Annotated in this window: 14 protein-coding genes; 9 read left to right on the top strand and 5 right to left on the bottom strand. The window is 73.2% G+C overall.

Annotated elements, in window-relative coordinates:
• Nucleotides 1-19: 19 nt before the first annotated feature.
• From ACIQZO_RS04680 to ACIQZO_RS04645, 8 genes are all read left to right on the top strand, one after another.
• A complete protein-coding gene (locus ACIQZO_RS04680) occupies nt 20-1345 on the top strand; it encodes a DUF4241 domain-containing protein (protein WP_403620061.1) in 1326 nt (441 codons plus the stop codon).
• A complete protein-coding gene (locus ACIQZO_RS04675; protein WP_403620058.1) occupies nt 1338-2540 on the top strand; it encodes a DUF4241 domain-containing protein in 1203 nt (400 codons plus the stop codon). The genes ACIQZO_RS04680 and ACIQZO_RS04675 overlap by 8 nt, the downstream gene beginning before the upstream one ends.
• A gap of 200 nt (nt 2541-2740) precedes the next feature.
• A complete protein-coding gene (locus tag ACIQZO_RS04670) occupies nt 2741-3310 on the top strand; it encodes an RNA polymerase sigma factor (RefSeq protein ID WP_403620055.1) in 570 nt (189 codons plus the stop codon).
• Nucleotides 3307-4176 (top strand): zf-HC2 domain-containing protein, encoded by an 870-nt coding sequence (locus ACIQZO_RS04665; protein ID WP_403620053.1) that lies wholly within the window; start codon nt 3307-3309, stop codon nt 4174-4176. The genes ACIQZO_RS04670 and ACIQZO_RS04665 overlap by 4 nt, the downstream gene beginning before the upstream one ends.
• Before the next feature lie 23 nt (nt 4177-4199).
• A complete protein-coding gene (locus tag ACIQZO_RS04660) occupies nt 4200-5009 on the top strand; it encodes an ATP-binding cassette domain-containing protein (protein WP_403620051.1) in 810 nt (269 codons plus the stop codon).
• 8 nt (nt 5010-5017) lie between these two features.
• Complete coding sequence (locus tag ACIQZO_RS04655) at nt 5018-6400, top strand: hypothetical protein (protein WP_403620880.1); 1383 nt, start codon at nt 5018-5020, stop codon at nt 6398-6400.
• On the top strand, nt 6397-6996 hold the full coding sequence (locus tag ACIQZO_RS04650; protein WP_403620048.1) for a hypothetical protein: 600 nt from the start codon (nt 6397-6399) through the stop codon (nt 6994-6996). Before ACIQZO_RS04655 ends, ACIQZO_RS04650 begins: the two co-directional genes overlap by 4 nt.
• 105 nt (nt 6997-7101) lie before the next feature.
• Complete coding sequence (locus tag ACIQZO_RS04645; RefSeq protein ID WP_403620046.1) at nt 7102-7380, top strand: hypothetical protein; 279 nt, start codon at nt 7102-7104, stop codon at nt 7378-7380.
• Nucleotides 7381-7387: 7 nt separating this feature from the next.
• Here ACIQZO_RS04645 and ACIQZO_RS04640 read toward each other — a convergent pair whose 3' ends face one another.
• The 4 genes from ACIQZO_RS04640 to ACIQZO_RS04625 form a co-directional block, all read right to left on the bottom strand.
• The gene (locus tag ACIQZO_RS04640; RefSeq protein WP_403620043.1) at nt 7388-7741 is read right to left on the bottom strand and encodes a UBP-type zinc finger domain-containing protein; all 354 of its coding nucleotides are present in this window, start codon (nt 7739-7741) and stop codon (nt 7388-7390) included.
• Nucleotides 7738-9213 (bottom strand): ATP-binding protein, encoded by a 1476-nt coding sequence (locus tag ACIQZO_RS04635; protein WP_403620041.1) that lies wholly within the window; start codon nt 9211-9213, stop codon nt 7738-7740. The genes ACIQZO_RS04640 and ACIQZO_RS04635 overlap by 4 nt, the downstream gene beginning before the upstream one ends.
• A complete protein-coding gene (locus tag ACIQZO_RS04630; RefSeq protein ID WP_403620038.1) occupies nt 9210-10886 on the bottom strand; it encodes an FAD-dependent oxidoreductase in 1677 nt (558 codons plus the stop codon). Before ACIQZO_RS04630 ends, ACIQZO_RS04635 begins: the two co-directional genes overlap by 4 nt.
• Nucleotides 10887-11116: 230 nt before the next feature.
• Nucleotides 11117-11980, bottom strand: a complete 864-nt coding sequence (locus ACIQZO_RS04625) for a hypothetical protein (protein WP_403620035.1) — start codon at nt 11978-11980, stop codon at nt 11117-11119.
• A gap of 222 nt (nt 11981-12202) precedes the next feature.
• Here ACIQZO_RS04625 and ACIQZO_RS04620 point away from each other — a divergent pair, with 222 nt between their 5' ends.
• Complete coding sequence (locus tag ACIQZO_RS04620) at nt 12203-12916, top strand: DUF4232 domain-containing protein (protein WP_403620032.1); 714 nt, start codon at nt 12203-12205, stop codon at nt 12914-12916.
• Here ACIQZO_RS04620 and ACIQZO_RS04615 read toward each other — a convergent pair.
• Nucleotides 12911-13660: an ABC transporter ATP-binding protein gene (locus ACIQZO_RS04615; protein WP_403620029.1), complete on the bottom strand. Its 750-nt coding sequence runs from the start codon at nt 13658-13660 to the stop codon at nt 12911-12913. The two genes, ACIQZO_RS04620 and ACIQZO_RS04615, sit on opposite strands and share 6 nt — an antisense overlap.
• Nucleotides 13661-13813: the final 153 nt, after the last annotated feature.

Raw genomic sequence — 13813 nt, 5'->3', positions numbered from 1 at the left:
ATGCGAACAAGGAGCGGCCATGGTCGTCGAGGTGCGGTACGCGCAGGCGTGGGACCTGGAGGCCCGTGCGCCCTGGCGGCCGATATCCGCCGGGGAGGCGCGCGCCAGGGATGCCGCCGGTCTTCCGTACGTGGTGGTGTACCGGGAGCCGGGCCGGGAGGCTCCGCTGGAGGTCCGGCTCGTGTCATGGCGGGACCACTACGTCGGCCTGTGGGTCTACGACGCCCAGGGCCGCCGCACCTACGACCTGGACATGCGGCTGCTGGACGATCCGTCGCGACTGATGCGCCGGTACAGCGTCGCTTGGAACTACACCGGCCCGGAGATGCCGGAGTTCGACGGGAAGTGCCCGCGCATCACGGTGGACCTCTTCCCGGACGGGAGGGGCCGGCGGACGGAGGAGCCCAGGGGGGAGCGCGGGGGTTCGTACGTCACCAGGCCTGCTCTCCGCGACGACGAGCGCTGGATGGACCGCCCGGCCTTCGGGGAGTGGCCGCTGCTCTCGGCCCGGGTGCACGGGCTCATTGAGCCGCCGACCTTCGAGCCGGCCGAGCCGGCCGAGCCGGCCGAGCCGGCCGAGCCGGCCGAGCCGGCCGAGCCCGGTGGCGGAGACGCCCCCGGCACCTGCTGGCGTCCGCCGCGCCCCGCGCAGCCCGGGCCGATCAATGAGCTGTTCCGGCCCGGGGTGCGCGTGACCGACGGGTACCACCCGGAGATGACCGTCGTGGAGCCGCGCCGGGTCGGCTCCCTGCGCGTGCCCAGCGGGCTGCTGGCCGTCTCAGGCCCGGACATCGACCACGGCGGTGGTCCTCGCATCACGGTCCCCGTCCCGCCCGGGGAGTACGTACTCGACGAGGCGCGGGTCCGCTACAGCTACCACTGCGAGTGGCGGGACACCGAGGTCACGACCACGTCACCCACGGCCGTCCGCGTCCTCGTCGGCGAGACCCCCGCCGCGAGCTGGGAGATGGCCCTCGGTCCGGACGACGACCTCCGGCTGTTCATCGAGGATCAGATAGCCGGCTTCGCCACCGACGGAGCCACCGGCTGTTTCGCCGACGCCGGGGCCTGGGAGCCGCTCGTCGGGCTCTTCGAACGGGGGCTGATCCGAGGGGAGCCGGACCTGGACGGGTACGAGGACCTCGACGACGGTTCCATGTTCATGCAGCGGACCTGGGACGAGGCTTCCGGTGGCGAACTCATGGCCTTCGCCACGACGGGCGACGGTACCTACCCCGTGTGGGTCGGCCGTTCCGAGGTTGGTGAGGTGGTCGGTGCCGTAGTGCTCGTGGAGGGGATGCCCGAGCTGCTCCCGGAGCAGGACGGAGCCACCGCCGATGCCTGAGACGTACGTGACCGTGAGCTTCGAGGAATCCTGGGACGCGGCGTCCCGTACCGGCGGTCGCGAGCTGTCCCCCGAAGAGGCGCGCGCCCGGGATGCCACCGGCCTTCCGTACGCGGTGGTCTACCGCGCACCGGGGCGCGAAGTCCCGCTCGGGGTGCGGATGGTGGCGTGGCAGGCCGGGGTCCTCGACACCTGGGCGTACGACGAGCACGGCCGCCGGACCGCCGAGACCGAGCTGCGGCTGCTGACCGACGAGCGGCGGCTGCTGCTCCGGCGCCTGCTCGTGCGGGGGTACCCGGACAAGCGGACGGCGGAGTTCGATGTGGACGCTCCCCGCACGGAGGTGGAGCTCGCCGCCGACGGAACCGCGCGCGTCTCGCACCAGCCCGAGGGCATGCGCGGAGCCTCCCTGGAGGCAGAGGTGGCGGTGGCCGAGGAGGACCTCTGGACGGCCCGCCCGGGCTTCGACGACTGGCCGGCGCTCCCGGTCGCGGACGCGCTCCCCCACTGGGTCGCCGCCGAACTGCGTACCGCGGCGTCCGGCTGGCGCCGGGAGCCCTCCAGGCTGCTCGGGTCCACCGACTTCGACCGGGTCTTCCGGCCCGGCACCCACATCCCCGGGCTGACGGTCCTCGAGCCGGTCCCGTGCGGCAGCGTGCGCGTGCCGAGCGGGGTGCTGGCGGTGGCATGCCCGCAGAGCTGGGACGAGGTGCCGAGGCTCACGGTGGCCGTGCCGCCGGGTACGTACCCGGTGACGGCGGCCCTGGTCGAGGTCGCAGACGCGGGCTACGGGCCCTACGAGGAGGTCGCGGCCGTCCGGCTGCAGATCGGCGACGCTCCCGTGGCGGCATGGGAGATGGCGCTCGGACCGGGTGACGACACGCTCCGGCTCCGTGCCGGAGAGGCCTTCGGCTTCGGCACGGACGGGGCAACGGGCGCCTTCGGCGACGCCGGGGTCTGGCAGGACCTGCGGGACCTGCTGGAGCGGGCGAACTGGCAGGGTTCCCCGGAGGCCGACAAGCTCGCGAATTCCGCAGCCGGTATGCACCTCGACGGCGGAGGCCTGGGCGCGGACCTGGCGGTCTTCTGCACCGGTGGCGACGGCGTCCACCCGGTCTGGGTGGGTCGGTCCGCCTCCGGGGAGGTTGTCTGTGTCGACGTCCGGACGGCCTTCGATCTGGACCTCGACGCCTGAGCCCGTCGCGTGGGCCCGGTTCGAGGGCCAAGCGAACGGGCCGGCCCGGTGCGCCGGGAGGCTCGGGCTCTGCGGTCGACCGCTGCGAGCCGTGACGTCGGAGCGGCCCCGCGAAAGGAGCCCCGCGACAGCGGCCCCGGACTGTGACCCGGATCACCCTCAGGGGAAAACCTGACGCCCCGGCGACGCGTCTAGCAGGTGTGAAACGGGTTGGGGCGGCAGCGCCGCAGGAACTGGACGAGGAACGCCTCCTACGACGGGTGGCCCGGGGAGACCGGGCCTCCTTCGAGGAGTTGTACCGGCGCACGTCGCCGTGGCTGGCGGTGCGTCTGCACCGCCGCTGCGCCGACCAGCAGATCGTCGCCGAGGTCATGCAGGAGACGTACCTCGCGGTATGGCGGGCGGCCGGCTCCTTCGCCGGGAGCCGGGGCGGGGCCGGCGGGACGGCCGTCGGCTGGCTGTGGACCATAGCGGCCCGCCGCCTCGTCGACGCGTTCCGGCGCAGGGCCCACCACGCGCAGCCGCCGCTCGCCGCCGCCCCGTACTCCGTCGCGCCCGCGGCCGAGGAGGAGGCGCTGGTGGCCACCGTCGGCGGTGACGTCGGGGACGCGCTGCGGCGTATCGCGCCGGAGCTCAGAGACGTACTGCAGGCCATGGTCCTCGACGGACTCTCCGTCCGTGAGACAGCGGTTCTGCTCGGACTGCCCGAGGGAACGGTCAAGACCCGCGCCCGCCGGGCCCGGACGGCGATGCGGGAGGCGCTGGCATGAACACCGGCAAGGACGCTGGCAGGAACACCGGAAAGAACAAGCACGAGGAACACGCGTCGCCGCGGCTGATCGACGGGTACGTGCGCGGCGGGACGGACCTCGCCGCCGACGAAGTATGGGCCCTGGAAGCCCATCTGGAGGGCTGCCGGGTCTGCCGTGACCGGCTGTCGGCCGCCGTCACGGCCGGTTCGCCCGCCGTGGCCGCCCTGACTGAGGCCGTCTGGTCCGATCTCGAACACCGACTCGCCGCGGCCGCCCCGGCGCCGCCCCGCCGGCTGCGGGCCCGGCTGTCGGCGTGGACGACGCCCGCCATGACGCCGTGGCTGGCCATGGTGCCGGCCGTGGCACTGCTCGCCCTGCTGCTGGACCTGACCGGGCCCGGCTTCGGCGAGGTGTCCCTGATGCTGCTGCTCGCCCCGGTCCTGCCGGTGTGCGGGGTGGCGGCCTCCTGGTCGCGCGGTCTGGACCCGGCGTACGAGCTGACCTCCTCCACGCCGAGGGCGGGGCTGCAACTGGTGCTGCGGCGCACCGCCTCCGTGCTCGCCGTGGTGATCCCCACACTGCTGGCGGGGGGATGGGCGACAGGGGTGACGGCCGCTCAGTGGCTGCTGCCCTGCCTGGCCTTCACCTCCATGACCCTGGCGCTCGGCGGGGTCATCGGCGTGACCCGCGCCGCCGCCGTGCTCGTGTTCGTATGGGCTGCGGTGGTGGCGGCGCCGACCCTGGCCACCAGCCGTACGGCCGTCGCCCTCGGGACGGACGGCCTGCCGGTGTGGGGGCTGCTCCTCGCACTCGGCGTCGCCGTGCTGATCGTCCGCAGGGGCACCTACGCCTACGCCTGCACCGCACCCAAAGACCACCGTTGAACCCATCGAAGGAGAGGAAGCGCATGATGCCCGCATTCAGCAGGGCCGACATCGCACCCACGGCCTACGCCTGGCAGATCCGGGCGACCGCACTGAAGGTCAGGGTCGGCAGGAAGCGGATGGCCGTCGACGGGCTCGACCTGTCGCTCGGCACGGGCGTACACGGTCTCCTCGGTCCCAACGGCGCCGGCAAGACCACCCTCATCCGGGCGCTGGCCACCGTGCTGCGCCCCGACGAAGGTGAGCTGGAACTGCTCGGCGAAGCCGTGGGAGGACTCGGTGAGCACCGTGCGCTGCGTCGCCGCATCGGCTACCTGCCACAGGATTTCGGCTACTACAAGCGCTTCACCGTAAGGGAGTTCGTCGAGTACATGGCGTGGCTGAAGGAGGTGCCCACGGCGGACATACCCGGCGCGGTGCAGCGTGCCGTGGAACGGGTCGGCCTCGCCGACCGCGCCGACGAGCGGATGAAGGCCCTGTCGGGCGGGATGGTGCGGCGGGCCGGAATCGCCCAGGCCATCGTCAACGACCCGGCGATCCTGCTCCTGGACGAACCGACCGTCGGCCTGGATCCGGCGCAGCGGCTGCGCCTGCGCGAACTGCTCCAGGAACTGGGCCGGGACGCCTGCGTGGTCGTCTCCACCCACCTGGTGGAGGACGTGGCCGCCGCCTGCACCGATGTGGTGCTCTTCGCCGAGGGACGGCTGGTCTTCCATGGCTCCCCGGGCGAGCTGGCCGCGGCCGGCGGCCCGGAACACGAGGGCGACAGCCCGCTGGAACGCGGCTACTCGGCGCTGCTGGTCGACCCCGCACGGACGAGGGGCGCCTGGTGACCCGACTGGTGAACTTCCGTATCCTGCGCATCGAACTGAGGCGGTCCGTCGCCCCCTGGGCCGGCGTCTTCGTCCTGGCGAGCGCGCTCGCCTTCCTGTACCTCGTTCCCGGTCCGTGGTGGCAGGGCACCGCGCGGTGGACGTCCCAGTGGACCTCCATGGCCCTGTGGACCCGGAGCCCGCTGATCTTCCTGTGGCCGCTCGCCGTGGGACTCGGGGCGCTCCAGGGGCTGCGCGACCACCGCTCGAAGATGCCCGAACTGCTGATCAGCACCCCGAGACCGGCACGCCATCGCGCCGCCGCCCTCGCGGGTACGACGGCCTTCGCGCTGGTCTCCTCCTTCGCGCTCCTCGTCCTGCTGGGCGCGGCGCAGGTGCTCGCCGGTGACGCCACGTACACCCATCTCGGCTGGCTGCCCGTGTCACTGGTGGGGGCGCTCGCGCTGACCGCGGGGGCTGTCCTGGGCATGGGGGTGGCGCGCAGCGTGCCCTCCCTCCTCACTCCGCCCGCGCTGGCCGTGGGTGCCTTCCTGGTCGTCAACCTGCTGCGGCAGACCTCGGACGCGGCGCTGCCGGACTCCGCAGCGCCGCACCGCCTCTCGCTGCTGTCGCCGGCGGTGGCGGACGTACGCGAAACGCTCCTCACGCTCTCCGTCCCCGTGCACCTCGGGCAGACGGTCTGGCTGCTCGGCATGGCCGCGACGGGCTTCGCGCTGCTGGCCGCCGCCACCCCGCGCGCCCGGCTGCTCGCCCTCACCCCCCTGCTCGCGGGCGGGGCCGTGGCCCTGCTCCTGTTCCCGGCCGACCCGCGCGCCACGTACGTCGTCGACCGGGACGCGGCGAGGCCGGTGTGCGACGGCCCGGTGTGCGTGACGACGGCCCGGCGGGCGCGGCTCGACGACCTGGCGGCGCCGGGCGGGGAGGCGCTGCGCCTGCTGCACGAGGCACTGGGCGACCGGGCGCCCGTCGGCATCCGCGAGACGACCCTGCCGCGGGCGCTCGGCGACACGCCCGAACGGTCCCACGAGTACGTGCTCGTCGACTTCGACGACGCGGCGATCGGCGACGCCGAGGGCGGGCGGCTGACCCGGGCCCTGGTCGCCCAGGGCATCGCCCCGCTGTGCCGCCCCCGCAGCCACACCGAGAGCGGCACACTGCAGGAGGCCGCCGCCCAGAGCATCGCGGCCGCCTGGGTCCTCGGGGAACTGCGGCCGCTCGAAGGGACCATGCACGACGTGGGTGACCAGGCCGCTGTGGCCGAACCGGTGTGGAAGAAGTTCATGGCACGGCCGAGGGAGGAGCAGCGGCAGGGGATCGGCGCCCTGCACGCCGCCGCCGTCTCCTGCTCGGGCGACCCGCTCGGCGCGCTGACCGGCGAGTCGTCCCGGTGAGATGGCTGACGCTGTACGCACGCTCGCGACGGGCCCCCGCCTCGCTCGCCGCGGTGCTGATCAGCGCGGTGGCGGTGGGGGCACTCGCCCGGATCGGCGACGGCGGGCCGATGGATCCGCGACTGTCCACGCTCGCCCTCGCCGCGGGCGCGACGGCGCTGTCGGCCGGACTCGGCGGGCAGGACCTCGCGTTGGACCGTACGGCCGCCATCCACTGGCTGCCCCGCAGGGCGGCGCACGTGCTGCTCTGCGGTGTGCTGATCGGCGCGGTGCTGCTGGCGGTGCAGATGCCGATCGGCGGGTCGGCGGTCGCGTCCTCCACTTCCTCCTCCTCCGCGGCCTTCGTGGTGCGCAACAGCGCCGGGCTGATGGGGCTCGTCGCGATCGGGGCGGCCTGGTGCGGAGGGCCGTACGCGTGGATCCCGCCCTTCGCGTGGCTGGCGGTCTCCTTCGTCGTCCCGTCCACGACGGACGGGGTGACGCAGGTGCTGACCTGGATGCTGCTGCCGCCCGGAACGACGGCCGGGACCTGGACCGCTCTTGTCCTGGCCGTGGTGGGCACCACGGTCTACGCCGTCGGAGGCCCGCGGCGTTAGGCCTGTCGTGCCCGCCACAACCCGGCCCGGGAACCCGGCCGCCCATGGCCTCGACTCCTGTCGTGGAACGGGCTGCCGGCCCGCACGATCGGAGGGGATCACCAGATGAACCGCAGGAGCGTGCTCCGGGCCCAGGCCGCGGTCGGTGCGGCGGTCACGTTGGCGGGCGCCGCCGGGGTGGCCGCCGCGGCGGAACCGCGACCGGCCGGGAAGCCGGCGGGGCCGTTGCGCGTGCACGTCGTCATGTACGACGGGGTGCTGGACCTCGCGCTGTGGCTCGTCCGCCGGGAACTCGGCGCCGACGCGGCGACGGGCGTCGAGACCATGCTCGAGTACGAGGCCCGCGGCACGGTGTGGACCCCGCCCGGCGCCGCACGGCGGTAGCCGCAGGTCAGCGGTGGAGCTGGTGGTCCCAGTCCGCGGGGACCCGGTCGGCCGGGCCGGGGGCCGGCTGGTCCGTTGGGTGGTCGCTCGGCGGGGTCAGCCGGGGACCGGAGTCGTACAGGGCGTCGGTGCCGTAGTTCCAGAACCACTCTTCGCCCGGCTCGAAACTCTGCACCAACGGGTGCCCGGTGGACTTCCAGTGGGCGGTGGCGTGCTGGGCGGGGGAGGAGTCGCAGCAGCCGATGTGGCCGCACTGGGCGCAGCGCCGCAGGTGGAACCACCAGCCGCCGAGCTCGTCGCACTCGACGCAGCCATGGCCGGTGGGCGGGGCGCTCGGGTCGATTCCGTCGATGTCGGTCATGCGGGCTCCTCGGCTGTTCCGGTCTCGGTTGAGGGGTCGGGGTCGGGGGAGGTCAGCGGCAGCAGGACCTGGAAGCGGGTGTCGCCCGGGGCGGACTCGACCTGGAGGCTGCCGTGGTGCTTGTTGACGACGATCCGCCAGGAGATGTCGAGGCCGAGGCCGGTGCCCTCGCCGACCGGCTTGGTGGTGAAGAAGGGGTCGAAGATGCGGCTGCGGATGTCCGCCGGGATACCGGGCCCGGTGTCGCGGAACTCCACCAGCAGGCGGTCGCCCTCCCGCGCCGTACGAACCGTCAGCTTGCCCTCGCCGCCCGTGCTGCCGATGGCGAAGACGGCGTTGTCGATGAGGTTGGTCCACACCTGGTTGAGCTCCGCCGGGTAGGCGGGCACGTCCGGCAGGGAGCGGTCGTACTCCTTGACCACCCGCACCCGGGAGCCGATCTTGCCGGACAGCATCAGCAGGGTGCTGTCGAGGAGTTCGTGGACGTCGACGACCCGGTACGGGGCGCGGTCGAGCTGCGAGTACTGCTTCGCCGCGTCCACGAGGTGGGAGATGCGGGTGGTGGAGTCGTCGATCTCGTCCATCAACAGCTCGGTCTCGACCGTGTAGTTGAGCCAGCCGATGGCCGACGGCAGGATCTCCTCGGCCACGGTCGCCGCGACCTGGTCCAGCCAGTCCGTGTCCAGCCCGGCCTGCACGAAGACCGGCGCGATCCGCCAGCCCTCCGCGATGCCGTGGTCATCGAGCCAGTCGGCGAGCTCGTCCTCCCGGTCGGAGGCTTCCAGCGGGCTGAGCGCCGTCGCCTTCGCGACGCGCTCGACCGTGCGCTCCTGGATCTCGATGAGGTCGGCGATCACCTCGCGCGAGTACTGGCCCTGGGAGATGTGGGCCAGCTTGTGCCGCATCTTGCCGACCCGTTCCCGCAGCGTCGCCGTGGCCCGGACGGCCGCCGCGGCCGGGTTGTTGAGCTCGTGGGTGAGACCGGCGGACAGCGATCCGAGGGCCAGTAGCCGCTCGCGCTGCCCGATCGCCCGCTGGGTGTTCTTGGAGCCGAAGAACAGCCCCTCCAGCAGGTGCGCCGCCATCGGGAACCACTCCCGCATGATGTCCGCGAACGACTGCGCGGGCAGCACGAAGAACCGCGTCGGCTCGGTCACCCGCATCGAGTTGGTGTACGTCTGCGGCACCTGGTCGCCCAAGTAGGCCTGCATGGCCCCCGCGTACACGCCGCGCTGCGAGGTGCGGCTCACTTCGACGTCGTCGCCCCCTACCCGGCGGGACAGGACGACGGTGCCCTCGATCATCACGTAGAAGCAGGTGGCCGGGCCGCCCTCCGTGTACACCGGCCCGGCTTCGAAGCGCTCCACCCGCCCCTCGGTGCACAACCGCCCGAGCTGCTCCGGGGTGAGCTTCTCGAACAGGAACAGCGAGGCGATCTCCGGCGGGCTGCACGGCATGGCCTGGCCGCTCATGACTGCTCCAGGTACCGGTGGACGAGCATCACGGCCATGGCTCCCTCTCCGACGGCGGACGCGACGCGCTTCGCGGACTGGGCGCGCGCGTCGCCCGCCACGAACACGCCGGGAATATTGGTTTCCAAGTGGTAGGGCGGCCGGTCCAGTTCCCACTCGGCCGGCGGCCGCCCGTCCGCGGTGAGGTCCGGCCCGGTGAGGATGAAACCGTGCTCGTCGCGCAGCACGGTACCGTCCAGCCAGTCGGTCAGCGGGGCCGCGCCGATGAACACGAACATCCACTGCGCGTCGACGAGTTCGGTCGCACCGCTGTCCACGTCCCGCAGCGTCAGCTGCTCCAGGTGGCCGTCTCCGTGCGCCGACTCGACGACCGTCCGCGTGCGCACGGTGATGTTCGGCATCTCTTCGATCTGCTGGACCAGGTAGTACGACATCGACGCCGTCAGGGACTCCCCGCGCACCAGCAGCGTCACCGACTTGGCGCCCCGAGCCAGATACATCGCCGCCTGCCCCGCCGAGTTGGCGCCGCCCACGATGTACACGTCCTGGCCCTGGCAGGAGGACGCCTCGGTGAGCGAGGAGCCGTAGTACACCCCGCAGCCGGTCAGCCGGTCGCAGCCCGGCGCGTGGAGCTGGCGGTAGGAGACACCGGTCGCCAGGATGACGCTGTGGGCGGCGATCGTCGAGCCGTCCGAGAAGTGGACTACGCGGGCCGCGCCGTTGACCCCCAGCCCGGTGACCTCGCGCGCCGTCAGGATCTCGGCGCCGAACCGGCCGGCCTGGCGGCGGGCGCGGTCGGTGAGCTGGGCACCCGAGACACCGTCCGGGAAACCGAGGTAGTTCTCGATGCGGGAGCTCTGGCCGGCCTGGCCGCCGGTCGCCGACCGCTCGATCAGTACGGTACGCAGCCCCTCCGAGGCCCCGTACACCGCCGAGCCGAGCCCGGCCGGGCCACCGCCGATGACGACCAGGTCGTAGAACTCGGCGGTCGGCGTCGTCGCGAGCCCCACGTGGGCGGCCAGCTCGGGCGCCTCCGGCTCGACCAGCGCCGTGCCCTCCGGTGTGATCACCAGGGGCAGCCGCTGCCCGTCGGCCCCGGCCGCCTCCAGCAGGCGCCGCCCCTCCGGCTCGTCGGAGGAGTACCAGCGGTACGGCACCTGGTTGCGGGCCAGGAACTCCCGTACGTCCGAGGAACGCGCCGACCAGCGGTGCCCGACCACCTTCGTCGCCGGTACCGGCCGGTAGTCGCTGGTGCGCCAGGCCGTGAGCAGGTCGTCCAGGACCGGGTAGAGCTTCTCCTCGGGCGGGTCCCAGGGTTTGAGCAGGTAGTGGTCGAGGTCGACGACATTGATCGCGTCGATGGCCGCGTTGGTGTCGGCGTACGCGGTCAGCAGCACGCGGCGCGCACCCGGGTACACCTGGAGGGCCTGTTCGAGGAACTGGATGCCGTTCATCTGCGGCATGCGGTAGTCGGCCAGAATCACCGCCACCAGGTCGCCGCGCAGCTTCAGCTCGCGCAGCGCCTCCATCGCGGAATCGCCGGACTCGGCGCGCACGATCCGGTACTCGGCGCCGTAGCGGCGCCGCAGGTCACGGGCGATGGCCCGGGAGACTCCCGGGTCGTCGTCCACGGTCAGGATGACGGTCCGCGCTGTGTCGGCGGCCTGTGCCATGCGTTGTCTCCACCCCGAGTCCTCTGGGCGGGCGGCACGGCGAGCCGCCCGCGCCGTTTCCCGCCCATCGTAGGGGCGATCCTCCGGGACCGCTCCGGGACGCCGCGGGCGGTGCGCTCCCGGTGCGCGCCCGGTCGCTCCTGGTCAACGGCCCGTGGCGGGTTCCGGCCCGGACGGCCGAGGGGGTGCGGGGGTGCGGGGCCACGAGCTGCGGGGTCACGAGCTCGGGGTCAGGAACCCTTGCCCGCCCCGACCCAGCCCTCGCCGCCGAGGGGGAACTCGTAGCCGAGGGGGAACTCGTAGCCGGGCCGGCCGTCGCGTCCGCTGGTGCGGAAGGGCTTGCCGTTGTGGTCGATCGTGAGGGTGCCGTGGCGGGAGCCACGGGACCAGGTCAGCTCGAGGTACCAGCTCACGTCATGGGCGGAGTCGGCGGCCCTGATGTGGAACACCTCCGGTTCCGCCTCGCTCACCGAGAACGGGAAGCCCCGCTGGCCCTCCAGGGGCGCGACGGCCGGGCGCGCGGAGTCGAGGGAGACGCCGAACGAGCGGGTCGGGACGTTCCCGCCGCAGCCCACCCCCGGGTAGCCCATGGCGTAGTCGTTCCAGGCGAGCGGCGCCCGTTTGGCGACGGTGCGGACGGCCAGGCCGTCCAGGACGACGGTGTCCTTGCTGGAGCCCTGCAGGGTGAGGGTGACGTACTGCTCGCCCGCGGGCACCGCCCCGGCCGACGCGACCCAGGCGGGTGCGTCCCGTTCCACGGGGGGCGGCGCCACCTGGGACGGGGGCTTGGCGATCAGGTAGTGCTGGCCGCAGGGGGCCTCCCAGGTGTGGGGGCGGACGGTCACCTTCACCGGCGCACCGGCAGCGGCTTCGCCGGCGCCCGCGCCGCTGCCGCCGCCTGCACCGCCGGTCGCGGGGGCGTCGGGCACGGGGCCCGAGGACGAGTCCGCGGACGGTGACGGTGACGATGACGGGGACAGGGTCGACGTACTCATGTGGAGCCGCCCGGCGAGCGTTCCGTAGCTGAGGCCGGACCGGTCCTTCAACTCCCGCAGCAGCCCGGCGAACCCGGGTTCAGCCGTGTCCCGCGGCACTGTTCCTCCCACCCCATGTCCAGTTCCGCATCCCAGGAACAGGTTGTTTTCGCAGCTCAGAGCGTGTGCAGGTATCCCAGCATTCCGGATTGGCCGACAGATGTGGCGGCTGGGACGGATCACCGCTCAGGCTGTGGTCATCCAAGCACACCGCTCCCGGCGGCCGGTCCCGGCGGACCCCGACCGGGCCCTGCGGCCACGCCCCATGAGAGGTCGTCAGCCATGCACGCGTTCCACAGCACCCTCCTCGCCCGTACCGGCCGTCCGCACTCACTCCGGCGCCTGGCGGGCGCGGTCGCCGCGTCCCTCGTCGCCCTCTCCCTCACCGCGTGCGAGGACGGTACGGGCTTCAAGGACGGGGGAGCGGCGACCTCTTCGGGCCCCGCCACGGCAGCGGCCGGGAGCCCCGCCACGACCGCCGCCCCCTCGGCCGCTCCGAACACCTCGCAGGCCCCCAAGGGCGCGCCGTCGACTTCATCGGCCCCGTCGGCCCCGTCGGGCAGTGGTGAGCGCGTCCTGTGCAACGGCTCCAACACCGCCGCGACCGCGCAGCCCGTCTCCCGACCGCTCGACCAGCTGCTGATCACGGTCAGGAACACCGGGTCGAAGACCTGCGACCTGACCTACTACCCCGTGCTGCGCTTCGACGAGATGCAGTGGGCTCCGGCCGCGCAACCGGAGACCCGGCCGCAGGCCGTGGTGTCCCTCGCGCCGGGCGAGTCGGGCTACGTCGGGGCCCTGCTGTCGGCCGCCGACGGCAGCGGCGAGGGCGGGACGACCGGACACCGGCTCACGATCGCCTTCCAGGGCCGTACACCGCTGAGCGACGGCGGGGCGTCCGCGACTCCCGGCCTCCCGGCCGCCGGTCTCGCCTACGACAGCTCGCTGACGGTCACCTACTGGCAGCGGAGCAGCGCGGACGCGCTCGGGTCATGAGTCGGTGTCGACGATGCGGCCGTCGCGCAGTTCCACGACCCGGTCGGCGAGCTCGATCAGGTTCGGGTCGTGGGTGGCGACCAGGATGGTGACCGACTCGCTGCGCACCACCGCGCGCAGCAGCTCCATGACCGAGCGGCCGGTCTCGGAGTCGAGCTGGCCCGTGGGTTCGTCCGCGATGATCAGGTCGGGGTCGTTGGCCAGGGCGCGGGCCACGGCGACGCGCTGCTGCTGGCCGCCGGAGAGTTCGCCGGGGCGCTGCTCGGCGTGGTCCGCGAGGCCGACGAGGGCGAGCAGGGTCCGGGCGCGCTCCTCGCGGACCTTGGCGGGGACGCGGCGCAGCCGCATGGGGACGCCGACGTTCTCGGCGGCGGTGAGGACGGGGATCAGGCCGAAGGACTGGAACACGAAGCCGATGCGGTCGCGGCGCAGGGCGAGCAGGCCGCTCTCGTCGAGGTCCGCCAGGTCGGTGCCGTCGAGGGTGATCCGGCCGCCGCTCGGGGTGTCGAGGCCGCCGACGAGGTTCAGCAGGGTGGTCTTGCCGGAGCCCGAACGGCCCCTGAGGGCGGTGAGTTCGCCGCGGCGGACCTCGAAGGACACGCCGCGCAGGGCGTGGACGGCCTGCGGCCCGCTGCCGAAGCTGTGGTGCACGTCGTCCACCACCACGATCGGCGAGCCGCCGCCCCGGCCGTCCCGCTCCCGCGCCGCCGTCGCGACCGCCGCCGGTTCCTGGTGATCCCTCATCGCGTGTGTTCCCCCGTCGCGTTGTCCGTGTGGGGCGCCCGGTCCCGCGTCCCGCACACCCTGCTGTTGAAGCTTTCTGATCGCATTTGCGCATCTGTCGCACCAATCACGCAAGCCCCTTCCCTCAATCGCTCATTTCTGAAAACATCGTCC

It is taken from the genome of Streptomyces sp. NPDC097617 (assembly GCF_044761485.1).
GTDB lineage: Bacteria > Actinomycetota > Actinomycetes > Streptomycetales > Streptomycetaceae > Streptomyces.
This window is presented reverse-complemented; position numbering and strand designations above follow the sequence as displayed.